22 protein-coding genes are annotated in these 20,201 nt (G+C 46.2%); 13 read left to right on the top strand and 9 right to left on the bottom strand.

What is annotated here, in order from left to right; all coding sequences use genetic code 11:
* Positions 1–32: 32 nt before the first annotated feature.
* Positions 33–890 carry a DMT family transporter gene (locus BIW15_RS09475; RefSeq protein WP_005491704.1) on the bottom strand — a complete coding sequence of 286 codons (858 nt, stop codon included), beginning with the start codon at positions 888–890 and terminating at the stop codon, positions 33–35.
* A gap of 474 nt (positions 891–1,364) precedes the next feature.
* Positions 1,365–2,336, bottom strand: coding sequence for a porin (locus BIW15_RS09470; protein WP_025521991.1), 972 nt, complete (start codon positions 2,334–2,336; stop codon positions 1,365–1,367).
* A gap of 613 nt (positions 2,337–2,949) precedes the next feature.
* Here BIW15_RS09470 and BIW15_RS09465 point away from each other — a divergent pair.
* Both BIW15_RS09465 and BIW15_RS09460 read left to right on the top strand, forming a co-directional pair.
* A complete protein-coding gene (locus BIW15_RS09465; protein ID WP_069537707.1) occupies positions 2,950–3,990 on the top strand; it encodes a porin in 1,041 nt (346 codons plus the stop codon).
* A 203-nt stretch (positions 3,991–4,193) separates the two neighbouring features.
* Positions 4,194–4,808, top strand: a complete 615-nt coding sequence (locus BIW15_RS09460) for a fumarylacetoacetate hydrolase family protein (RefSeq protein ID WP_005461913.1) — start codon at positions 4,194–4,196, stop codon at positions 4,806–4,808.
* On the opposite strand, the gene BIW15_RS09455 is transcribed toward BIW15_RS09460, so the two are convergent.
* The 3 genes from BIW15_RS09455 to BIW15_RS09445 all read right to left on the bottom strand — a co-directional run bounded on the left by BIW15_RS09455 (position 4,805) and on the right by BIW15_RS09445 (position 6,730).
* Complete coding sequence (locus tag BIW15_RS09455) at positions 4,805–5,116, bottom strand: AzlD domain-containing protein (protein WP_015313014.1); 312 nt, start codon at positions 5,114–5,116, stop codon at positions 4,805–4,807. The genes BIW15_RS09460 and BIW15_RS09455 overlap by 4 nt on opposite strands.
* On the bottom strand, positions 5,116–5,826 hold the full coding sequence (locus BIW15_RS09450) for an AzlC family ABC transporter permease (protein WP_020842318.1): 711 nt from the start codon (positions 5,824–5,826) through the stop codon (positions 5,116–5,118). The genes BIW15_RS09455 and BIW15_RS09450 overlap by 1 nt, the downstream gene beginning before the upstream one ends.
* A 79-nt stretch (positions 5,827–5,905) precedes the next feature.
* On the bottom strand, positions 5,906–6,730 hold the full coding sequence (locus BIW15_RS09445) for an AraC family transcriptional regulator (RefSeq protein ID WP_023624710.1): 825 nt from the start codon (positions 6,728–6,730) through the stop codon (positions 5,906–5,908).
* 228 nt (positions 6,731–6,958) lie between these two features.
* On the opposite strand from BIW15_RS09445, the gene BIW15_RS09440 reads away from it, so the two are divergent.
* Positions 6,959–7,591, top strand: a complete 633-nt coding sequence (locus BIW15_RS09440) for a LysE family translocator (RefSeq protein ID WP_005498379.1) — start codon at positions 6,959–6,961, stop codon at positions 7,589–7,591.
* Between the two features lie 79 nt (positions 7,592–7,670).
* Positions 7,671–8,093, top strand: coding sequence for a GNAT family N-acetyltransferase (locus BIW15_RS09435; RefSeq protein WP_023584657.1), 423 nt, complete (start codon positions 7,671–7,673; stop codon positions 8,091–8,093).
* Positions 8,094–8,196: 103 nt separating this feature from the next.
* Here the strand turns inward: BIW15_RS09435 and BIW15_RS09430 are convergent, their stop codons facing one another.
* Complete coding sequence (locus BIW15_RS09430; RefSeq protein WP_077280903.1) at positions 8,197–9,891, bottom strand: phospho-sugar mutase; 1,695 nt, start codon at positions 9,889–9,891, stop codon at positions 8,197–8,199.
* 330 nt (positions 9,892–10,221) lie between these two features.
* Here BIW15_RS09430 and coxB point away from each other — a divergent pair, with 330 nt between their 5' ends.
* Genes coxB through BIW15_RS09410 form a run of 4 tightly spaced genes read left to right on the top strand, consistent with a single transcriptional unit; the run spans position 10,222 to position 14,515 of the window.
* A complete protein-coding gene (coxB, locus tag BIW15_RS09425) occupies positions 10,222–11,385 on the top strand; it encodes a cytochrome c oxidase subunit II (RefSeq protein ID WP_025587657.1) in 1,164 nt (387 codons plus the stop codon).
* Positions 11,382–13,019, top strand: coding sequence for a cytochrome c oxidase subunit I (gene ctaD / locus BIW15_RS09420; protein ID WP_021450720.1), 1,638 nt, complete (start codon positions 11,382–11,384; stop codon positions 13,017–13,019). Before coxB ends, ctaD begins: the two co-directional genes overlap by 4 nt.
* 20 nt (positions 13,020–13,039) lie before the next feature.
* Entirely contained in the window at positions 13,040–13,579 is a 540-nt protein-coding gene (locus tag BIW15_RS09415) for a cytochrome c oxidase assembly protein (protein ID WP_005498389.1), read from the top strand.
* A gap of 51 nt (positions 13,580–13,630) precedes the next feature.
* On the top strand, positions 13,631–14,515 hold the full coding sequence (locus BIW15_RS09410; RefSeq protein WP_015313021.1) for a cytochrome c oxidase subunit 3: 885 nt from the start codon (positions 13,631–13,633) through the stop codon (positions 14,513–14,515).
* Positions 14,516–14,523: 8 nt separating this feature from the next.
* Here BIW15_RS09410 and BIW15_RS09405 read toward each other — a convergent pair whose 3' ends face one another.
* Positions 14,524–14,760 carry a DUF2909 family protein gene (locus BIW15_RS09405; RefSeq protein ID WP_005482739.1) on the bottom strand — a complete coding sequence of 79 codons (237 nt, stop codon included), beginning with the start codon at positions 14,758–14,760 and terminating at the stop codon, positions 14,524–14,526.
* Here BIW15_RS09405 and BIW15_RS09400 point away from each other — a divergent pair.
* The 4 genes from BIW15_RS09400 to cyoE are packed head-to-tail and all read left to right on the top strand — an operon-like array spanning position 14,708 to position 18,008.
* Positions 14,708–15,544: an SURF1 family protein gene (locus BIW15_RS09400; protein ID WP_051395193.1), complete on the top strand. Its 837-nt coding sequence runs from the start codon at positions 14,708–14,710 to the stop codon at positions 15,542–15,544. The genes BIW15_RS09405 and BIW15_RS09400 overlap by 53 nt on opposite strands.
* A complete protein-coding gene (locus BIW15_RS09395; RefSeq protein WP_005482681.1) occupies positions 15,541–16,077 on the top strand; it encodes a hypothetical protein in 537 nt (178 codons plus the stop codon). Before BIW15_RS09400 ends, BIW15_RS09395 begins: the two co-directional genes overlap by 4 nt.
* A 10-nt stretch (positions 16,078–16,087) precedes the next feature.
* Positions 16,088–17,107 (top strand): heme A synthase, encoded by a 1,020-nt coding sequence (locus BIW15_RS09390; protein WP_077280901.1) that lies wholly within the window; start codon positions 16,088–16,090, stop codon positions 17,105–17,107.
* Positions 17,100–18,008 carry a heme o synthase gene (cyoE, locus tag BIW15_RS09385; RefSeq protein ID WP_015313023.1) on the top strand — a complete coding sequence of 303 codons (909 nt, stop codon included), beginning with the start codon at positions 17,100–17,102 and terminating at the stop codon, positions 18,006–18,008. The genes BIW15_RS09390 and cyoE overlap by 8 nt, the downstream gene beginning before the upstream one ends.
* Positions 18,009–18,086: 78 nt before the next feature.
* On the opposite strand, the gene BIW15_RS09380 is transcribed toward cyoE, so the two are convergent.
* Both BIW15_RS09380 and BIW15_RS09375 read right to left on the bottom strand, forming a co-directional pair.
* On the bottom strand, positions 18,087–18,560 hold the full coding sequence (locus BIW15_RS09380) for an FKBP-type peptidyl-prolyl cis-trans isomerase (RefSeq protein ID WP_005461979.1): 474 nt from the start codon (positions 18,558–18,560) through the stop codon (positions 18,087–18,089).
* Positions 18,561–18,573: 13 nt separating this feature from the next.
* Positions 18,574–19,206: a thiol:disulfide interchange protein DsbA/DsbL gene (locus BIW15_RS09375; protein ID WP_025536384.1), complete on the bottom strand. Its 633-nt coding sequence runs from the start codon at positions 19,204–19,206 to the stop codon at positions 18,574–18,576.
* Between the two features lie 290 nt (positions 19,207–19,496).
* On the opposite strand from BIW15_RS09375, the gene BIW15_RS09370 reads away from it, so the two are divergent.
* Positions 19,497–20,123, top strand: a complete 627-nt coding sequence (locus tag BIW15_RS09370; protein ID WP_005482692.1) for an OmpA family protein — start codon at positions 19,497–19,499, stop codon at positions 20,121–20,123.
* The last annotated feature ends 78 nt before the right edge of the window (positions 20,124–20,201 follow it).

Below are 20,201 nucleotides of genomic sequence, written 5' to 3'. Positions count from 1 at the left end.
ATTTCCTTTCCTGAAAATATAGAACTCAAAAGCTAGATTTTTCTTTCAACTAACTTTGTCTTTTTTGCTTCCCAGTGCGTGATGAATGCAATCGACGCCACAATAATCGCAGCGCCTAGCCACAAACGACCAGGAGGCACCCATCCAAAGACCATCCATCCAGCCAGCACATTTAAAGGCAGTTTAGCGTGATCGAAGGGCTGAACGAAGGAAGCGTCCGCAACTGCGTAAGCTTTCACAATCGCCCATTGCGCTAATGCTGTTAGTGCTCCAGCAAAAAGAAGGATCAGCCAAATAGTCCAGTCACTAGGCATGGTAAAGCTTGGTATCGCTAGCACAATATTGAAAGGCGTGATCAGTAACAACAAGTAAACCACCATGGTAGACGGTGGATCGTTTACCGACATCTTTTTCACCATCAAAGAATACGCCGCCCAAAAGAAGGCCGCCCCAACAGGCAGTAGAGTTGCCCAAGTGAAGGAGTCTGACCACGGTTCTAAGATGATCATGGCACCGATAAAGCCAGTTAGTGTGGCAAGCCAGCGTGCGGTGCCCACTTTCTCTTTCAAGATAAGCCCTGAGCCTACGGTCGCAAACAGCGGAGAAGTCATTAGCAGCGCAATGCCTTGCCAAATCGGAACAGGGTAAGCGAGCGCCCAAAGCCACAGTTGGATACCGATAACAGAAAGAAAAATACGAAAAGCGTGCCAGCCAAAATGTTGAGTTCTCAAAGAGCGTCGAATGCCTAGCGTTCTTAGATAAGGAAGAATAACGAACAACGCGATCGCGTATTGAAACAATGCAAAAGTGGTGGAAGACACACCAAAGTGGATGCTTGCGATTTGGGCAAAGCTATTCACGATGGCGAATGCCAATCCTGCAGTTAGCATCCAAGAAGCACCTTGAACAGGATGATGATTCAATTGAATATTTCCGGTTTGAAAGAGGTAGACGGATAATACGTCCTAAAGCTTTTTGCGCAAATAAAAAAATGCCTCCCAGAGGGAGGCGACATTACCAATTCAAAGGACGTGCCTGTCATTACAGGTACAAAGAACGAGAAGCACAAACGCTGCCATGCATTTGCATTTCTAGTATTGCAGAACACGTGCCAATTTTTATCTTTATGATTTATAAGTATTTTTATTTTATGGCGATGCCAAGGTTAGAAGGTATGCACTAAGTCAGTGATAAATTGCATTAAAAGAGGGCAGAAGTGGTGGCTCTGAGGCTCGTATTTTTTAGTGGAGCAGTGAAGGGGTAACAGAATAAAGATGAAAATTCATTGCTTTATCTGTGAGCACCACAAAAAATGGCCGACAAAAGTGCCGGCCAAGTGGACTCGCTCTTAGGACAAGAGTGAATTAGAAGTCGTAACGTACACCTAGGCGTAGCGTATCTTCGCCTTCAGTCACTAGACCAGATGTTGCGTCTTTCACTTCATCAAGTTGGTTGATGTAGTAAGAAAGGTAAGTACGGAAGTTACTGTTTAGTTTGTAGTAACCAACTAGCTCGATACCTTCAACTGAGTCGTATTTTGAGCCGTTGTCTGGATCGTTTTCTTGTGCAGTGTAAAGTGCTGCTAGCGTTACTTTGCTTGCTACTTTGTAGCTAGCAACCAACTCGTAAGCAGTAAAGTCTTCAGAATCTGTTAGTGAACCTTGAGAGTACGTACCCGCTAGGTATAGGTTATCGAGAGAGTAAGCGATACCACCTAGGATTTGGTCTTCAGAGTTGCTCTTATCTACGTCGCCGCCAGAGTAAGCCAGACCCAAATCTAGACCCATTGGCAGAGAGTACATACCAGAGATGCCGTATTTGTCTTGGCTATCACCAGAGTTTGCTTGGTAAGTTGCTTGAAGTTGTAGTGCATCAAACTCACCACGGTATGCGAATACGCTGTCTTGCTTATCAGAAGAAGAATCAATCACTTGCTGAACGCCAGAAAACTCAGTGATATCCGTCATGTCTGAGATGATCACGGCAGCCATGTCTTGACGGCCTACAGAGAATGCGCCAACGTCAGTATTTACACCAGCGTACATGTAGCGGTTTTTGAACTCGCTTTTACCTGTCTTTTGTTCTGCTTCGTACACACCGAATGCAGACATGCCGTTGCCGATGTCAGTTTTACCTTTAAGGTTAAGACGAGCGCGGCTTTGGTCTTCCATTGAGCCTTCTACTTCCGCACCATCTGAACCGATGAAGTCGCCACGAAACTCAACGCGACCGCCAACTTTTAGCTCAGTGCCGTCGTTTTTGTAAACTGTTGCTGCGAAAGATGGTGCTGATACCAATGCTGTTAGAATTGCAGTAGTTAGTGCTGCCTTTTTCATTTTCTTATTACCCTAGTTGTAATCGATGGGCTTACTTGCCCGATGTGTTGATGACGCTAAGGTAAACCGCGAAAATGAAAGATAGATTGCTATTAAGTTATGATTTTATTGCACTTTTATTTCTGGCGCGTTTAAACGCCTCTTTAGAAAAGGTGTATAACTAGAAGGGTTTTAGCTTTTTTTAGCTTTTTCGTGCTTGATTACTGACCACAATTTTTCCAAAAAGTTCCTGAAGGTGTTTTAAATTCGAAAATGTAAGCAAATATTTCTTAATCATCTAGCTCAATCATTTAAGTTTCAGAGGGTTATGAGATTTCGTGATCTTGCGCGTTACAAAACATTTCAATTTGTAAGGTTATCGATTGAATGAATGATAAGTTAGCAATCTAAACGTTTGCTTTCATTCGGTTTCTTATAATTTTTCACTCGGTTGCCGAAGGGTCTTCAAATAAAGTGGCGGCAGTTGTTGCGCAAAGGTAATTCAGTTTTGGCGGAAAAGATGCCCCAAAAAGCCTTTGTATACACTCGAAGCATTTGGCGTTTATTCGTACATAAATCCAAATGCTCAAGGTGCAAATCGACTAACCGACTAATAAATACATGGACTTAATAAATGAACAAAAAATTCCTAGCGGCAGCAATCGCAGCTGCAACATTCGGTACTCAAGCAGTAGCAGTGGAACTTTACAATAACGATGGCACTACGTTCTCTATTGGTGGCCATGTGTCTGTTAACCTGAACGGTTCAGAGCAAGGTGATACTGACGTAGGCACAAACTCTCCACGTATCAACTTCACAGCAACTCAGGATCTAGGTAATGGCTTTACTGCTGACGCTCGTGGTGAATGGGCACTTAACTACCTAGATGGCGGCGAAAACTCATTCAAAACTCGTCTTGGTTACTTAGGTCTGACTCACGATACATACGGTCGTGCAGTGGGCGGTACGCAGTGGGCACCTTACTACGACGTAGCTGGCGTAGCAGATATGCCAATTGCATTTGCGAACGACTTTATCTATGACGACCACGGCAACCTAGGCACTGGCCGCGCAGAGAAAATGATCTCTTACCGCAACGCAATCGAACTTGGCGAAGCAGGCAAAATTAACGTTGGTCTAGGTTGGCAAGGTACGAACGAAGCGACGGATACGCACACATACGATGACCGCGTACAAGTTGCAATTTCTTACGCGATCATGGGCGCAAAAGTGGGTTACACGTACAACGGTGGCGACTTCCAAGATTCAGCGTACATCGGTAAGCATTCAGCTGAATCTCACCTAGTCTCTGCGGCATACGGTTCTTACGGTCAAGGCTTGTACCTAGCAGCGGTTTACGGCTCGAACGAAAACATGAACTTCGACGGTAAAACTCGTCTAGCTGAAAGCGACGCGTACGAAGCGTTGATCGCTTATGCACTGCCTAATAGCCTAAATCTGAGCATCAACTACGAAATGGTTGAAGGCAAAGACGTGAAAGGCGCGAAGACAGAAACGGCTCGTGAAGAAATGGCGCTGCAAGCAGAATACAACTTCACACCTAAGTTTGTGGGTTATGTGGGTTACCAGTTTGACTTGAACGATGCTAACAGTCGCCAACCTGAATACAAAGCTGATGACAAATGGGCACTTGGTGCACGTTACTACCTATAATTGTCGTTACAGTTATCGATTCAAAAGCCAGCATGATGCTGGCTTTTTTTCGTTTTTTCGAAGAATCAACATGCGTTTCAAACTGATGACACAAAACATAAAACGGGCTGAATGTCTTATTTTCGATACTTCAGAGCGCGTTCTAGTGTTGTTCCATCAAAAGGTTAGATTATGATGATGTTTTTGTTTTGCAGGGAAGATCAATGAGCGTCATTCAAGTTGAAGAAAAGAAAGTAGAAGTTGGAAAAGTGCTGTGTGTTGGGCGTAATTACGTTGAGCACATCCATGAGTTGGATAATGCTATTCCAGAGCAAATGGTGGTGTTTAATAAACCTTCTACCTCTGTATCGACGATCTTACGCTCATTTCATCAAGAACCTTTGCATTATGAAGCAGAAATTTGCTTTCTAATCAAAGATGGTCAATACGCCGCCGTGGGTTTGGGGCTAGACCTGACGAAACGCGGCCTGCAATCTTCTCTCAAAAAGCAAGGCTTGCCTTGGGAGCGAGCAAAAGCATTTGATGGTTCTGCGGTATTTAGCCGCTTTGTGCCTCTTGAAGGCATTGATATTCATGACCTTAACTTAGAACTATTGATTAACTGTGTTCGTGTGCAAAAAGGCCACGTACAACAGATGCTGTATCCGCCATTTGCGATTTTGGATGAGCTAAGTAGCTACACAACTTTGCAAGACGGTGATGTGGTGATGACGGGAACGCCGCAAGGGGTTGGCGAAGTCCATCAAGGCGACGTCTTCCTTGGACGCTTAAAATGTGGCGACGTCACCTTGTTAGAAATTGAGTGGGTGGCTGATTAAAGCCAAACGCGCAAAAGAAGAAACGCCACCATACTGACAACCGTCGTTAAGAGAACGTTTTTTGTCAAATAGGCGATCAACGCAGCCAATGTCGCAGCCAATAAAAACGGGTTTTGTACGCTGACACTGAGTTCCCCTTCGGGGATGAAGACAATCGGCGCCCAGATCGCGGTTAAAACGGCCGGGCTTGCGTAGTTGAGAATCTTTTGTGTGCGCGTGCCGAGCTTTAATGGCAACTTCGGCTCGAGAAACAAGTATCGGCTTGTGAACACCAACAGCGTCATGAGTAAAATTGACAGCATAATCATTAGCGTTTCTCCTGTACTTGTTCGACAAAATAGCCTGTTAACATGGCTAAAATGCTCGAAATCATCAAACTTCCTTCCACTTGGTAATAGCTTAACGCGACTGAGCCTACCAAAGCCACTAAGACGCTAGAAAGTACCGCTGCATTTTTAATCGTGGGTACGACAATCGCGATAAAGGTTGCGGCTACTGCAAATTCCAACCCCATTTCATTCAGTTCTGGGATTAGGCTACCTGCCACGATGCCTGTCAGCGTCGCAAGGTTCCAGAACAGATAGAAGCTCAATCCGGCACCAAGGGCGTACCAGCGATTAAATTGTTCGTCAGAATGATGGCCTGCAATGGCAAACAGCTCGTCGGTTAACAGAAAACCAAGCGATAGCCGCCACTTAAGTGGAAGTGGAGCAATTTTACTGCGCATGGATACGCTGTAGAGAAAATGTCGTGAGGTGATGAAAAACGTGGTGAGCAACATAGTGGTTAGCCCCGCGCCCGCTTTTATCATTCCCATCGCGACGAGCTGAGCGGAGCCCGCGAAAAGAATCGCGGATAACGCTTGTCCTTCTAGCGGGTGAAGCCCTGTATCAATCGCGAACGAACCTGCTAAGAGTCCCCAAGGCAGTACGGCAATACTCAACGGCATCATTGCGAGTGTGCCTTGCCAAAATAAAGTGGCTTTTGATTCTTCTTGTAACGGCAAAGTGTTATCCATTGTTTGTTCTTAATTGTTTTGAAGTCAGGCTATCAACGTAACGTGGTAGAGACATCTCGCCTTGTACGATATTGCGGATTTAGCTAAAGCGAAGATATTGGCCCGGCGTGACGCCCATGGCTTTCTTAAAGTGTCGATGCAGGTGGCTTTGATCATGAAAACCACATTCTTGTGCGACATCAGAGATTCTCTGCCCTTGTTTGAGCAGCTTTTTCGCCATACGTAAACGTTGCTGGATCTGGTAAGCATGAGGCGGAAAGCCAAATTGCTTTTGAAATTCGCGCAGTAAGTGAAAAGGGCTCAGCCCAGCCAGTTTCGCGAGTTCTTCCAGCGACACATCGGTTTGTGGAAAGTCTTCTAAAAACTCCTTTACAAGCTGTAACTGTCGTTGCGCTTTGGTGGATTCTTTTAGTGGTGCGCGGTGAGTGCTGTGTTTACTCGCCAATTTGATCAACGTGCCGTACACCAAGGTTTCTCGCAGCAGTCGATTGTCCGATTTTTCTAGAGTCTCAAACACCAAGCGCAATTGGCTTGCCAGTTCGGGATCATAAACCACAGGTTGAGGGAAATAGGGCAGCGCGATATTGGGTGCAAGCTCTTGCCCCAAGGTTTGAAATTGTTCTGGCACAGGATACATTGCTTTGTATTCCCAGCCCCCCTCGGTTGCTGAATGGCCGTTATGCACTTCATCAGCGTTAACTAAGATAATGCTGTCTTGTGGTGCAATGTGGTTGCCGCCAGTGCGGAAAAATTGTTGAGCGCCTTTTTCGATCACACCAATGGTGTAGCCTTCGTGACTGTGCCGAGAGAAGTTCTGCTTTTCATACTTAGCATCTAGCAGCTCCAAGCCACCAAGTTCTTGAGCAATTTTGAATGTCGCGATTTCCTTATTCTTTTCTTTCATTGTTTCCAATCTGCTCGAGAAGTCCGTCATACGAGTGTAACGTATCCATCGTGTTTATTTTTGTACAAAATTGCTATTCAGTATCGTTAAAAAGGTTAATTGTTTTTATATGAGTGAATTGGCGATTTATCCTTTCTAAATATCGCTACATTTAAAGGTATTTAATCTGGTCGAGTTTGATTTATTGGTATAAGATTCGCCGCCTTGTTGTAGAAAACCTGTTCCATCATGATCGATTTAGCTGTACTTCCTATTTATCTCACGGCGGTTATCGCCTTATTGCTTTTGCCTGGCCCTGATATGTTGCTGATTGCGAGCTCAAGTATGAGCTACGGCAAAAAGGTTGGCTTATTTGCCAGTCTGGGGAACGCGACGTCTGGCCTTATCCTTACTTTACTTGCTGCGATGGGGGTTTCAACCCTGATTGCGATGAGCCCTGTGGCACTCAAAGTACTTCACCTTTTAGGTGGTGCGTACCTACTTAAAATGGGTTGGGATTGCTTGAGAGCAGAAGCTTCATCTGCTCCAGAGCTTGATCAAAAAAATAAGATGGCATCGACCTACTATCAACGTGCATTAATGAGCAATTTGCTCAACCCTAAAGCGTTGGTCTTTTTTGTGATGTTTTTGCCTCAGTTCGTTTCGAGCAATATTACCGCTTCATCCGGCGAGCAGATGCTGGCGCTTGGTTTGTTGTTGAACGTTCTTGGCCTTTTGTTCAACCTGTTATTGGTAGCGTTGGCTGGTACATTAGGGAAAGGGTTGCTGGAGAATGAGAAGTTCCGCACTTACCAGCACAAACTTATGGGGTTGGTGTTTGTGATCCTCGCTTTGTGGATGTTGAGCAGCTTCGTGCTATAAACCTATCAAATTCAATCGGAAAGCCAGCAATTGCTGGCTTTTTGTTTTAGGATGGAAACGTTTTCCAAGGAGAGGATGTATGAAACTTGAATTTTGTTTAAACCCAGACCAAGCTGCTCTTGATTGCGTTCGTGATGGCATTCGATCATATAACCGCAAGCACTTACCTGAAGGAGAAGTGAATGCGGTGGGTTGCTTTGCAAAAGATGAAGACGGCAAAATCATTGGCGGCCTTACTGGGGAAATGTTTAAAAATACGGTTTTTGTGGAGTTCTTGTGGGTGGACGCAGAAAGCAGAACATCGGGCTTAGGCAGTAAACTGATGGCAATGTTAGAGCAGCATGTGAAGCCGTATGGCGTGACTCATATTTATTTAGATACTTACAGCTTCCAGGCGCTCGATTTCTACCTCAAATTGGGCTTTGAAAAAGTAGGGCAGTATTCCGGTTATCCGGCTGAGGGAATCCACAAATACTTCCTCCAAAAAGAAATCGCAGAATAGTCGCTACTGATGTTTAGCTTGTTAGGAATCCAGTAAAAGAGGCGCGAACAGCGCCTCTTTTAGTATGTAGTCATGAGCTTTTCATGACAACTTGTTGAGAGAGTTACAAGCTTTTTTGGTGTGCGTCGATCAGCGCGTTCATTTTGGCTTCGGCAGTTTGTTGCGCTTGCTCGTAGCTCATGTCAGCAGGGAAGTCACTGATGACTTCGTAGTAACATTTCAATTTTGGCTCAGTACCAGAAGGACGAACGATTACGCGAGATTTATCTTCAAGATGATAAATCAGCACATCACTTGCTGGTAAATTAATCGTCTCTTCTGAACCATCCTCAAATGTACGAACGGAAGTTTTCAAGTCCTCAGTAACCGATACTTTCTTGCCTGCAATTTCGCTTGGTGGATTTGCACGTAACTTGTCACCAATTGGTGGTGAGTTTGGATCCAACGCAATACTACGCTGAGCGTTAAAGTAAAAACCGTGTTGACGGTAAAGCGCTTCCAACTTGTCCCACAGTGTTTTGCCTTGTGCTTTGAGCTTTCCGGTTAATTGCGAAAACGCAGCAATCGCGGACAAACCATCTTTATCCCACACCTTGTTGCCAACGGTGTAGCCGAGCGCCTCTTCGTAAGCAAACAAGAACGGATGTTGCTCGGTTTCTTGGCTCATCGCGACGTTGGTTAGCCATTTAAAGCCTGTTAGCGTTTGGTAATACTCTGCGCCATGCGCTTTTGCGATGCTGCTCAAGAGGCGAGATGACACGATGGTGTTACCGACCAGTGAGTTCGGCTGTTGCTCTAGCAAGTAATCACCAAACAATGAACCAACTTGGTCGCCAGTTAACATTTGGTATTCACCGTCTGGGCGTTTTACGGCGACGGCGAAACGGTCTGCATCTGGGTCGTTAGCACAGGCGATATCCGCATCTACGGATTTACCGAGCGCCATGACCATGTCCATTGCCCCTGCTTCTTCTGGATTTGGGAAGTTAACTGTAGGGAATGTGCCATCAGGTTCGCGCTGCTCCGCAACACTGGCCACTTTTTTAAAGCCAGCGTCAGCAAGTAACGTTTCTGCCATGTCTGCGCCAACACCGTGCATCGCAGTGTAAGCGATAGAAATATCGGTGTTGCTATCAGGAGTCAGCAGAGCATTTTCGTTCATGGTTTTACGGTAAGTTTGGTAGTAGTCATCTTCCAACCAAACCAGTAAGCCTTGTTGTTTAGCATCGTCTAAAGACATCAACGGCAGAGGCTTTGTGGTCGCTTCATCAATTTTTGCCGCGATGCCCGAGTCGTGAGGTGGAATGATTTGCGCGCCATTTTCCCAATACACTTTGAAGCCGTTGTATTCGGGTGGATTGTGGCTAGCGGTTACAACAACGGCCGCTGCAGCATTCATTGTGCGTACACCAAAAGCAACAATAGGTGTTGCCGCGACTTGGTAGGTTAGGTAAACCTTGATACCGAGTGCTGTTAAGACAGAAGCAGTATCGTGCGCGAACTGTTTAGAATCTGGTCGGCCATCGTAACCAATAACAACGCCGCGACTCGCTGCATCTTGCACTTGTTCAAGCAAATAGTGGCCGAGACCTGTGGCAGTTTCTTGAATCACCAAACGGTTCATTCTGTTTGGACCTGCGCCCACTTTGCCACGTAGACCCGCTGTACCAAAGGCAAGACGGGAGCCGAAGCGGTCAGAAAGTTCTTGTTCATTATTCGTATCAACGAGGTGCTGAAGCTCTTCACGAGTTTTAGGGTCAGGATCTCGCGCTAGCCATTGAGTAATTAGTGCTGTCATATCTTTCATTCCTTAGCAGGGGGAGCCTACTTGTTTGGACACTTTTTCTGAAAAAGTATCCAATGTTTTCTTTTACTTTAATGTAAATGGTTCTCAATTCCATTTCAAAGAGGGCAATCGATAAACCGAACTTATTTTTCCTGTCTGAACAAAATTTAATCACATTTAATTTCTTGAAGAACTTTGGAACTATAACTAGCCTTTTAACATAAATATAACAAACTGTGTCGAAATCGTATTTTTTGTGATTTTTCGTAAAGTTGTTCGATATTTGCAATGGGACGCAAGGAAGCTCGCGCAAGCGTAGCGGCTGAGCAGAGGAGAGATCTTTTGAAAAGATTAGCGACTACTCTAGCCATACCACTGAGTGTGATTTTAATCACATTCTCCTCCTACGGTTGGTCAAAGGACAATGAACTCAACATGACCAAAGGGGTCACGGCGATAAGCGAGCAAGTGTATGAATTACATATGCTCATTTTCTACATTTGTTGCGCGATAGCCTTAGTTGTTTTTGGTGTTATGTTCTATGCCATCATCCGTCATCGCAAATCAAAAGGTGCAGTTGCCGCGCATTTCCACGAAAGCACCAAAGTGGAAATTATTTGGACTGTAATCCCTATCATCATTCTTGTCGCGATGGCGATTCCCGCAACGAAAACTTTAGTCGCAATGGAAGACACTAGCCAATCGGATATCACCATTCAAATCACAGGTTCGCAATGGAAGTGGCATTACAGCTACTTTGGTGAAGATGTGGAATTTTTCAGCTTGCTCGCAACCAGCCAAAAGCAGATTGACGGTTTAGAGATGAAAGGCGCGCATTACTTGCTTGAAGTGGATAACCCGCTCGTGCTCCCTGTGAATCGTAAAGTTCGATTTTTACTGACCTCAGACGATGTGATTCACTCTTGGTGGGTACCTGATTTCGCCGTGAAAAAAGACACCATCCCGGGTTTCATCAACGAGGCTTGGACGCGAATTGATGAGCCGGGCGTTTATCGTGGTCAGTGTGCAGAGCTTTGTGGACGAGCTCATGGCTTTATGCCAATCGTAGTCCATGCCATGCCGGAAGAAGAATTCGATCAGTGGCTCTCGGGCAAGAAAGAAGAAATAGCGATGCAAAAAGCCGCGGCGCAAGAGGCGCTAACTCAAGACTTGTCGATGGATGAGCTCATGGCGCAAGGCGAAGCGATTTACTCGGCGCGTTGTGCTGTTTGTCACCAAGCTAATGGTGAGGGTATTCCGGGGGCGTTCCCTTCAATTAAAGGCAGTCCTGTCGCGACAGGTGATATCGCCGAACATATCGGCGTGGTTGTTGATGGCCGCGCAGGGACGGCGATGCAGTCTTTTGCTAACCAACTTAGTGATCAAGAAATTGCTGCGGTAATTACCTACCAACGCAATGCTTGGGGAAATGATACTGGCGATACGGTTCAAGCGGCCGACGTCAATGCCTTTAAGGCACAAAAAAGTGCCAAGGAGGAAATATGAGTAAGCCAGCAGACAAAGCCGTAAAGTCGGCACCCGTTGAAGCGCATACCGCAGCAAACGCAACAATTGCGCTAGACGACCACGATTCGCACGACGCGCCAAAAGGTATTGCTCGTTGGTTGTATTCCACCAACCATAAAGACATCGGTACGTTGTATCTTTGGTTTAGCTTCACCATGTTCCTAACGGGTGGTGCGATGGCAATGGTCATTCGTGCTGAGCTGTTTCAGCCGGGTTTGCAGCTTGTCGATCCGCAATTTTTTAATCAGATGACAACGGTTCACGGTTTGGTGATGGTGTTTGGTGCGGTCATGCCCGCGTTCACTGGATTAGCAAACTGGATGATCCCGATGATGATCGGCGCACCTGATATGGCGTTGCCACGTATGAATAACTTGAGCTTTTGGATTCTGCCTTTTGCGTTTCTCATTCTGTTGAGCTCGTTGTTCTTACCGGGCGGTGCACCGAATTTCGGCTGGACGTTTTACGCGCCGCTATCGACTACGTATGGGCCAGACAGTACTGCGCTGTTTGTGTTCTCTGTGCATATCATGGGTATCAGCTCCATCATGGGGGCGATTAACGTCATCGTGACGATTGTCAACATGCGCGCACCGGGCATGACATGGTTTAAGTTGCCGATGTTCGTTTGGACTTGGCTGATCACTGCGTTCTTACTTATTGCCGTCATGCCAGTGTTGGCGGGTGCGGTCACGATGGTACTGACCGATAAGTACTTTGGTACCAGCTTCTTTGATGCTGCGGGCGGCGGCGATCCTGTGATGTTCCAACACATTTTCTGGTTCTTTGGTCACCCAGAAGTGTACATCATGATTTTGCCGTCGTTCGGGATCATCTCTGCCATTCTTCCTGCATTTAGTGGCAAAAAGCTGTTCGGCTATCACTCTATGGTGTACGCAACATGCAGTATCGCGCTTCTTTCTTTCCTTGTGTGGGCACACCACATGTTCACGACAGGCATGCCCGTGTTTGCAGAACTGTTCTTTATGTACTGCACCATGTTGATTGCGGTACCGACCGGAGTAAAAGTGTTTAACTGGGTCGCAACCATGTGGCGTGGCGCATTGACCTTTGAAACGCCAATGTTGTTTGCGATTGCGTTTATTGTTCTGTTCACTATTGGCGGATTCTCGGGTTTGATGCTTGCTATTGTGCCGGCGGATTTCCAGTACCACGATACCTATTTTGTGGTGGCGCACTTCCATTATGTCTTGGTGTCTGGCGCGGTCTTCTCAATCATGGCGGCGTCGTATTATTGGTTGCCGAAATGGACGGGGAATATGTACGACCACAAGTTGAGTTTGTGGCATTTTTGGTGCTCAGTCATTTCCGTCAATGTCCTTTTCTTCCCGATGCATTTTTTAGGTTTGGCGGGCATGCCGCGAAGAATCCCTGATTACGCGATTCAATTCGCGGATGTGAACCAAATCGTATCCATCGGCGGCTTTGCCTTTGGTTTGTCGCAACTGATTTTCTTGTGGGTCGTGATCAAATGTATTCGTGGCGGAGAGAAAGCGTCGGCCAAGCCTTGGGAGCGTGCAGAAGGATTAGAGTGGACTGTGCCAAGCCCTGCGCCTCACCATACCTTTAGTACGCCGCCTAAAGTGGATTAACGGAACGAGAGGCGAAGAACATGGCAGAAAAATCATCCCACAAAAAGCTCACGATAAAGTTAGTGCTGGCCACTTTTGCCATGTTCGGGTTCGGTTTTGCGCTCGTGCCGCTCTATGACGTGATGTGTGATGCGTTAGGTATCAACGGTAAAACCAGTGATGTTGCAGCGATTCAACCTACGGGGATGCAACCCGATTTGAGCCGGACGATTCGTGTGGAGTTTATGGCACACGTCAACCCAGATATGCCGTGGGAGTTTAAGCCGAAAGTCATTTCGATGAATGTTCATCCAGGTGAGGTCGTGCAAACTGAATACTTGGCATTTAACGAAAGTGGACAAAGGCTGGTGGGGCAGGCGGTGCCTTCCGTTTCTCCCGGCAACGGTGCAGCTTACTTCAACAAAATAGAGTGCTTTTGTTTTACGCAACAGCCGCTGGATGGAAAGCAGCACGCTCAGATGCCATTGATTTTCTATATTGAGCCCGATTTGCCGGACTCAATACATACATTAACGCTGTCTTATACACTCTACAAACTTCCTCCTCCCACAGGCAGTTAGCCTCTCAAGGAGTGAGATACAGGCCAAATAGTGTCTGTAAGGAGAGAACTGATGAGTAATAAACCTGGAACCTATTACGTTCCTGCTCAAAGTAGTTGGCCGATCATTGGCGCGTTTGCTCTGTTTTTAGTCGCCGTCGGTGCGGGCATGACGGTGCAAGGTACTCAAAGCGATGGTGCGGTCGGTGTTGTTGGTCGTATTGTGCTTGCCGTAGGCTTTTTGTTTCTGCTTTACATGTTGGCAGGGTGGTTTAGTAACGTCATCACCGAATCGTTGACGGGCAAATACAGCGCGCAGATCACTCGATCATTTCGTCAGGGGATGAGTTGGTTCATCTTTTCAGAAGTGATGTTCTTTGGCGCGTTTTTCGGAGCGCTGTTTTACGCCAGAATGGTGTCTGTCCCTTGGTTAGGAGGGGCTGATAATAACCTCATGACCAATGAAGTGCTGTGGCCAAGCTTTGAAGCAATGTGGCCGCTCACGACAACGCCAAGTGGGGAAAGCACCCAAGCGATGCCTTGGCAAGGTATTCCGCTCACTAACACCATTATTTTGCTTCTCTCTTCTATCACGTTACACATGGCACACATCAGTTTGGAGAAAAACCGACGCACAGCGTTAGTCGTGTGGCTTGAAATCACCATCGTGTTGGCGGGCTTTTTCTTGTTCTATCAAGCCAAAGAGTACATTCACGCTTATCAGGAAATGGGGCTCACGCTTCAATCGGGGGTTTATGGCAATACGTTCTTTATGCTTACTGGTTTTCATGGCATGCACGTTTGTCTTGGCACCATATTCTTAACCGTATTGCTGTTTAGAATCGCGAAGGACCACTTTTCTCCTACTAATCATTTCGCATTTCAAGCAGGCAGTTGGTACTGGCATTTTGTTGATGTGGTATGGCTATGCTTGTTTGTTTTTGTTTATGTGTTGTAGTGACAGAGTCAGTAAGGACGTGGATTGGGCGCAAGCCAGCCCGAGCTCAACGCAATCAAAAGAAGGATGACCACTAACGCAGAAAACATCACACGACGACCGAGATAGTGGCTCATGGGTTTTGTTGGCTTGTCCGGATTATCTGGGTCTTCTCGAACCATTTCGATAAGCGCTTTTGCGAGGTTGAAGATAATGAAAAGCAGCAAAAGGACCAGCGTTAATTTGAATAGGAATACGGTGGACATAGTACCTCCGGTTTCTTCGTCTTGGTTATCGCACAAGTTATGGCTATCGAAGCGGTTTGGTATTGCAGTTTGCTTAACTGTGGTTGTGTTTTCTCTGTTGGTCAAACTTGGATTTTGGCAACTAGAAAGAGGTCAGGAGAAACAAGCGCTTGAACAAGCGATACTCGCTCGGGCTGATGCCCCGTATCAATCCCTCACTTCTGTCCTTGATAACAATGACTGGCGAGAGGAGAGCGTGATTGGTGTGAAAGTGCAAACGGAAGCAAAGCCAGAGCCGTTGCCAGTGGTTTTGCTCGATAACCAAACCTTTCAAGGGAAAGTGGGTTATCTCGCATACCAAGTGGTTTCTGTCGGTCAGGATCCAATAACCTTAGCGCTTTTAGAATTGGGTTTCGTCGAAGGGCGGCGAACTCGTGATTCTTTACCAACCGTAACGATGTTGAAGAGTCCCACAAACGTAACCGGACGTTTGTATCGCAAATCAATGAATCCGTTAAGCTCAGAATTGATGCCAGAAATGGGAGAGGGGATTAGAGTCCAAAACCTCAATATTTCCGAGCTCAATGAGTTGTTGAATGTAGAGCTGATGCCGGCTGTGTTGCAGCCAGACAACCTAGAAAACTGGGCATATCCATTTCCTTGGAATCCACTTCCACTGACGAGCGCGAAGCATTTTGGGTATGCCGTACAGTGGTTTGTGATGGCTGGCGTGTTCTTACTGCTCACAATGGTTGTGTGTATTCGATGGTTTAGAAAAGCGGCATCACAAGGAGGTGAGGCATGACATCTCAAGTTACAAAAGGGCGGTTTGTGCTGATCGCACTGATTTGCTTATTCGCCTTACCAGCGATTGTTGCAAAGTTGATTTTGGCGCAAGGCTGGTACGAAACGGGCGTGACAAACCGAGGAAAGCTCATCGAACCGTACACAACGTTAGCGCAGTTAGGCCAATCTGCTCCATCGGCGGTGCACGGTTGGCAACTGGCTTATGTGGTGCCTGATTCTTGCGACAGCCAATGTCAAAGACAACTCTATTTACTCAAACAAAGCCATGTTGCTTTAGGCAAGTATCAAGAACGCGTTGTGCCAGTTTTGTGGACTTCTACAACATCAGACACGATAGAAATGCCGATGGAAACCATGGCGATGAATGAGAACGTGGCGGCAAAAGTGCAACAAGGGCAAGTGCTGATTGTGGATCCTCTGGGGCAGCTGGTGATGTCGTACACCGCAGAGCCAAACGAAGATTTGGTCAAACTCAGCAAAGATATGCTGGCGGATTTGCGTAAGTTGCTCAAATTGTCGCGAGTCGGATAGGGAGCGTATCATGACGTTAACAAAGTTGGTTAGATTAAGTTTGTGCCTGACGTTAGTCGTCATCATGTTGGGCGCCTATACCCGTTTGTCAGATGCGGGGTTGGGGTGTCCTGACTGGCCGGGGTGTTATGGTCACTTTTCTGTACCACACCATGAAGACGATGTTCTGCGCGCCAACATCAATTTTCCAGAACGCGAGATTGAGCATGAAAAAGCGTGGCTAGAGATGATTCATCGCTATTTTGCTGGAACACTCGGCATGGTGATTTTTGCTATTACCGTTATTGCTATTCGAACTGAACGCGTGAACCCATCCATTCCTATTCTGCTCAGCTTTTTGGTTGTGGGGCAGGCGATGTTAGGTATGTGGACGGTGACTCTAAAACTGATGCCTGTCATTGTCATGCTTCATCTGCTTGGTGGGTTCACCTTACTCGCGCTGCAAGCGGTGTTTTATTGCCAACTGAAAGCGAGAGACAATCTTTATTTTTCCCCCTCCTCTCGGTCGGTTAGGTTGTTTTCAGTGTTTTCCTTGTTGGTTGTGTTCTCCCAAGTGTTGCTCGGCGGTTGGACTTCATCAAACTACGCGGCTTTGATGTGTACAACGTTGCCCATTTGCGAAGGAGATTGGATGAACTACTTGGATTGGAAAGAGGCGTTCTCTTTCTGGCAAACGGGGCACGACAATTATGAATTTGGTGTGTTGGAATACCCCGCGAGGATGACAATCCATGTCTCTCATCGAATCGGCGCGATGGTCACCGCAGTGGTTGTCCTGACGTATTGTGTGGTGTTGATGAAACAAGACTCGCACCATTCACAGAAAGTCGGCATGTGGCTTGGGATGGCGCTGGCTTGCCAGATTACGCTTGGTATTAGCAACGTGGTGTTTCAGTTACCGATTTACATCGCAGTGGCTCATAACCTGGGTGCTGCAATCATGTTGAGCCTGATTTGTGTCAGTCAGTTTTATTTGTGGCAAGGAAAAGCCGATTGGAATTATGCAGTGAAAGGAGTTCGCTATGAGTAAGGAAATTGCGTTAACACTCGATAGTCGAAAGCGTCTCGGCTCAACGTACTTAAAACTGACTAAACCTAAAGTTGTCGCGCTAATGTTAGTCACCGCCATTGTCGGCATGAGCTTGGCTCCGGTCACTGATTTCCCTTGGATTCAAGCATCCATCGGATTGATTGGAATAGGACTAATGGCTGGTTCTGCCGCGGCATTTAATCATCTTATTGACCGCAGAATTGATGCAAGAATGGCTCGTACTCATACGCGTCCTTTACCGTCGGGAGATACCAATCCCTTATCGGTTGCGATTTTTGCCGTGGCAATCGGCGTGGTTGGTTTTGTACTCCTATATGCTTGGGTAAACACGCTCACAGCATGGATGACGTTTTTGAGTTTACTGGGCTATGCGGTGGTTTACACCATGTATTTGAAGCGAGCAACGCCGCAAAATATTGTGATTGCTGGCATTGCCGGTGCGATGCCGCCACTCTTAGGTTGGACAGCGGTGACGGGTGAGCTGCATGGTAACGCTTGGCTATTGGTGATGATCATCTTCATCTGGACACCGCCGCATTTCTGGGCTCTCGCGATTCATCGAGTTGAAGATTACCGCAAGGTCGATATTCCTATGCTGCCGGTAACCCACGGTATTGAATACACCAAAACGTCGATCTTACTTTACACGGTATTGCTCACATTGGTGTGCGTGATGCCTGTATTGGTGGGGATGGTCGGTTTTATCTATCTCTTTTCAGCATTGCTGCTTAATGCAGGTTTCATTTATCACGCGTGGAAACTCAAGTTTGCACCCGAGCCTAATAGCGCGATAGAAACATTTAAGTTCTCCATTTATCATCTGTTGGCGCTGTTTGTTGCGCTCCTAGCCGATCACTATATTGGAATGGTGTTGCAGTAAGCGAATAACTTAATGGTATATCTGCTAATAAAAAACGCCGCGAAAAGTGCGGCGTTTTTTATTGTACGAGAGGAAAGATTACTGAATCTCTAACAACTCAACATCAAAAATCAAAACACTTGCAGGTGGAATTGGCCCCGTACCATTTTTGCCGTAGCCAAGTGTACTCGGTACAAATAGACGGATTTTCTCGCCCACAACCATGTATTGAAGACCTTCTTGCCAGCCTTTAATTACTTGGTTCAAACCAAATGTAATTGGCTCGCCACGATTTACTGAACTATCGAAAACAGTGCCATCGATAAGCGTGCCGTGGTAGTGCACTTTCACTTTACTTGTTGCGGTTGGGTGAACGTCACCTGTACCTTTTTCTAGTACTAAGTATTGAAGCCCGCTCTCTGTCGTGATCACGCCTTCTTTTTTCGCATTTTCTAGTAGGAAAGCTTGGCCTTTTGCAAAGTTCTCATCTGCCACTTTGTGGTTTGTCCAAGTGCGGTAAATGAAAAATGCAGCTAAAACAAAAATAATGATAGGAAACAAAAATTTAGACACGTTGACTCCTTGTCTATTTAGGTTGCTTAAGCAAATAGTTAATAGTTTCTGCCATTGCCTCAACGCTGTCATGGCCGCCAGTAATCACTTGGTACTTACCGTTTACGATAAACGCTGGCACAGAATTGATTTGGCCACGAGTAGTGATGGATTCAGCTTTAGTGATGTATTCAAACAGTTTTTCCTGTTGAGCTTCATCAAGATGGTATGGGCTGATCAAGTTACGAGATTCAAAAGCTATCTCTACCGCTTGTTGACGCTCTTCTGCTGTTGCATCTGCGCCCATTTGAACCGCTGCAAATAAATCAGCCATGAATGCTTTATCTGGTGTTGCGTCGAGCTGCATAACAGCAGTGTAGAAGATAATTGCGCTGATCTGAGCACTTTCATTGAAAGTCACGTGCATCTTTTCAACTTTTTGCTCTGTTAGCGATTCAATTTGAGGGACAAACTCTTCCATTGAACGACAATGGCCGCAAGTTAGGGCAAAAGCTTCGGTTAGTGGCGCCAGATTGTATTCTTGAAGAGAAACAGGCAACACTTCGTATTGCTTACCTTGTTGTGGCTGACTATTGCCGCTGTCACATGCTGACAGAGCCGCAATAGCGGCAAATAAAGCGACGCCTTTTGAGATAGTTTTAAACATAACAACGCTCTGAATGAGAAATTTACGGTAGTTTATCGGTTAACGATAGCGACTAAAACCATTAAATAACAATAAAGTGAGACGATTAGTAACAGATTGGTGTGGATATAACCGAATAGTGACATGGTGTTAGCAAATTGGACGTTTACTGTTTTGCAGCATAGGCGACAAGCTCGAACTGAGAATGGCACGAACGGTGCATATAAAACAATCAAATAGCGAAAAACACTAAAGAATATGTGTTTTTCGTCGACATAGTGAACAAGAATTCTTTCTACGTTGGTAACGGTATGAAGCATTGGTTTTTCATTGTCTGTGGCATTCTTAGTGGGTGTAGCAGCCTTAATCCAGACATGGTTCCGGGTGGGAATATGTTGGATACAGCCCCAAAAACAAACACCGAGCTGAGACACCCTGAGTGGGGATATGCGAGTGCATCTCACGTTTCGACGGCTCCACGTGTCAACCAGACAGCGAGGGCGGCCGAAAAAAAGTCTAACAACGTGACCTCACTAGAAATGTTCTTGGATAGACACAATATCCCGCATGAGACGATCGGTGGTGGTCACCTTATGATTCGCTTAAAAGAGCAAGTTCACTTTCAGACAGGGTCGGCGCAATTGTCGTCAAACTCACAAGATTGGTTACGAAAGCTGGGGCACTATTTAGCAGGCAGAACCGATGTGGATGTGGTGATTGATGGCCATGCCGATAGCACTGGTGCGGCGAGTTTCAATGATACGCTCTCCGAAAAACGAGCTCGTGAAGTAGAAAAACAAATGCTAGCGAGTAGCATTCCGCGTCAGCGCGTTTTCTCTCGCGGATTCGGCGAATATGTGCCGCAATGTAGCAATGCCACATCAAGCGGTAAAGCGTGTAACCGACGTGTTGAGTTGATGCTGATTGTCGATGAGTAGGCCGCCAGTCGGTTTCGAAGCAAAAACATCAAAATAGAAAAGAGGCACCAAATGGTGCCTCTTTTACATCCGCCAATG

Source organism: Vibrio sp. SALL6 (genome assembly GCF_002002385.1).
Lineage (GTDB): Bacteria > Pseudomonadota > Gammaproteobacteria > Enterobacterales > Vibrionaceae > Vibrio > Vibrio parahaemolyticus.
Note: the sequence above shows the minus strand (reverse complement) of the source record. Positions and strands in the feature narration are given on the sequence as shown.

Bases quoted from the DNA above. Each gene is read 5' to 3' on its own strand.
- BIW15_RS09475 (WP_005491704.1), bottom strand. From the start codon at position 890: ATGCTAACTGCAGGATTGGCATTCGCCATCGTGAATAGCTTTGCCCAA.
- BIW15_RS09470 (WP_025521991.1), bottom strand. From the start codon at position 2,336: ATGAAAAAGGCAGCACTAACTACTGCAATTCTAACAGCATTGGTATCA.
- BIW15_RS09465 (WP_069537707.1), top strand. From the start codon at position 2,950: ATGAACAAAAAATTCCTAGCGGCAGCAATCGCAGCTGCAACATTCGGT.
- BIW15_RS09460 (WP_005461913.1), top strand. From the start codon at position 4,194: ATGAGCGTCATTCAAGTTGAAGAAAAGAAAGTAGAAGTTGGAAAAGTG.
- BIW15_RS09455 (WP_015313014.1), bottom strand. From the start codon at position 5,116: ATGATTATGCTGTCAATTTTACTCATGACGCTGTTGGTGTTCACAAGC.
- BIW15_RS09450 (WP_020842318.1), bottom strand. From the start codon at position 5,826: ATGGATAACACTTTGCCGTTACAAGAAGAATCAAAAGCCACTTTATTT.
- BIW15_RS09445 (WP_023624710.1), bottom strand. From the start codon at position 6,730: ATGAAAGAAAAGAATAAGGAAATCGCGACATTCAAAATTGCTCAAGAA.
- BIW15_RS09440 (WP_005498379.1), top strand. From the start codon at position 6,959: ATGATCGATTTAGCTGTACTTCCTATTTATCTCACGGCGGTTATCGCC.
- BIW15_RS09435 (WP_023584657.1), top strand. From the start codon at position 7,671: ATGAAACTTGAATTTTGTTTAAACCCAGACCAAGCTGCTCTTGATTGC.
- BIW15_RS09430 (WP_077280903.1), bottom strand. From the start codon at position 9,891: ATGACAGCACTAATTACTCAATGGCTAGCGCGAGATCCTGACCCTAAA.
- ctaD (WP_021450720.1), top strand. From the start codon at position 11,382: ATGAGTAAGCCAGCAGACAAAGCCGTAAAGTCGGCACCCGTTGAAGCG.
- BIW15_RS09415 (WP_005498389.1), top strand. From the start codon at position 13,040: ATGGCAGAAAAATCATCCCACAAAAAGCTCACGATAAAGTTAGTGCTG.
- BIW15_RS09410 (WP_015313021.1), top strand. From the start codon at position 13,631: ATGAGTAATAAACCTGGAACCTATTACGTTCCTGCTCAAAGTAGTTGG.
- BIW15_RS09400 (WP_051395193.1), top strand. From the start codon at position 14,708: ATGAAAAGCAGCAAAAGGACCAGCGTTAATTTGAATAGGAATACGGTG.
- BIW15_RS09405 (WP_005482739.1), bottom strand. From the start codon at position 14,760: ATGTCCACCGTATTCCTATTCAAATTAACGCTGGTCCTTTTGCTGCTT.
- BIW15_RS09395 (WP_005482681.1), top strand. From the start codon at position 15,541: ATGACATCTCAAGTTACAAAAGGGCGGTTTGTGCTGATCGCACTGATT.
- BIW15_RS09390 (WP_077280901.1), top strand. From the start codon at position 16,088: ATGACGTTAACAAAGTTGGTTAGATTAAGTTTGTGCCTGACGTTAGTC.
- cyoE (WP_015313023.1), top strand. From the start codon at position 17,100: ATGAGTAAGGAAATTGCGTTAACACTCGATAGTCGAAAGCGTCTCGGC.
- BIW15_RS09375 (WP_025536384.1), bottom strand. From the start codon at position 19,206: ATGTTTAAAACTATCTCAAAAGGCGTCGCTTTATTTGCCGCTATTGCG.
- BIW15_RS09370 (WP_005482692.1), top strand. From the start codon at position 19,497: ATGAAGCATTGGTTTTTCATTGTCTGTGGCATTCTTAGTGGGTGTAGC.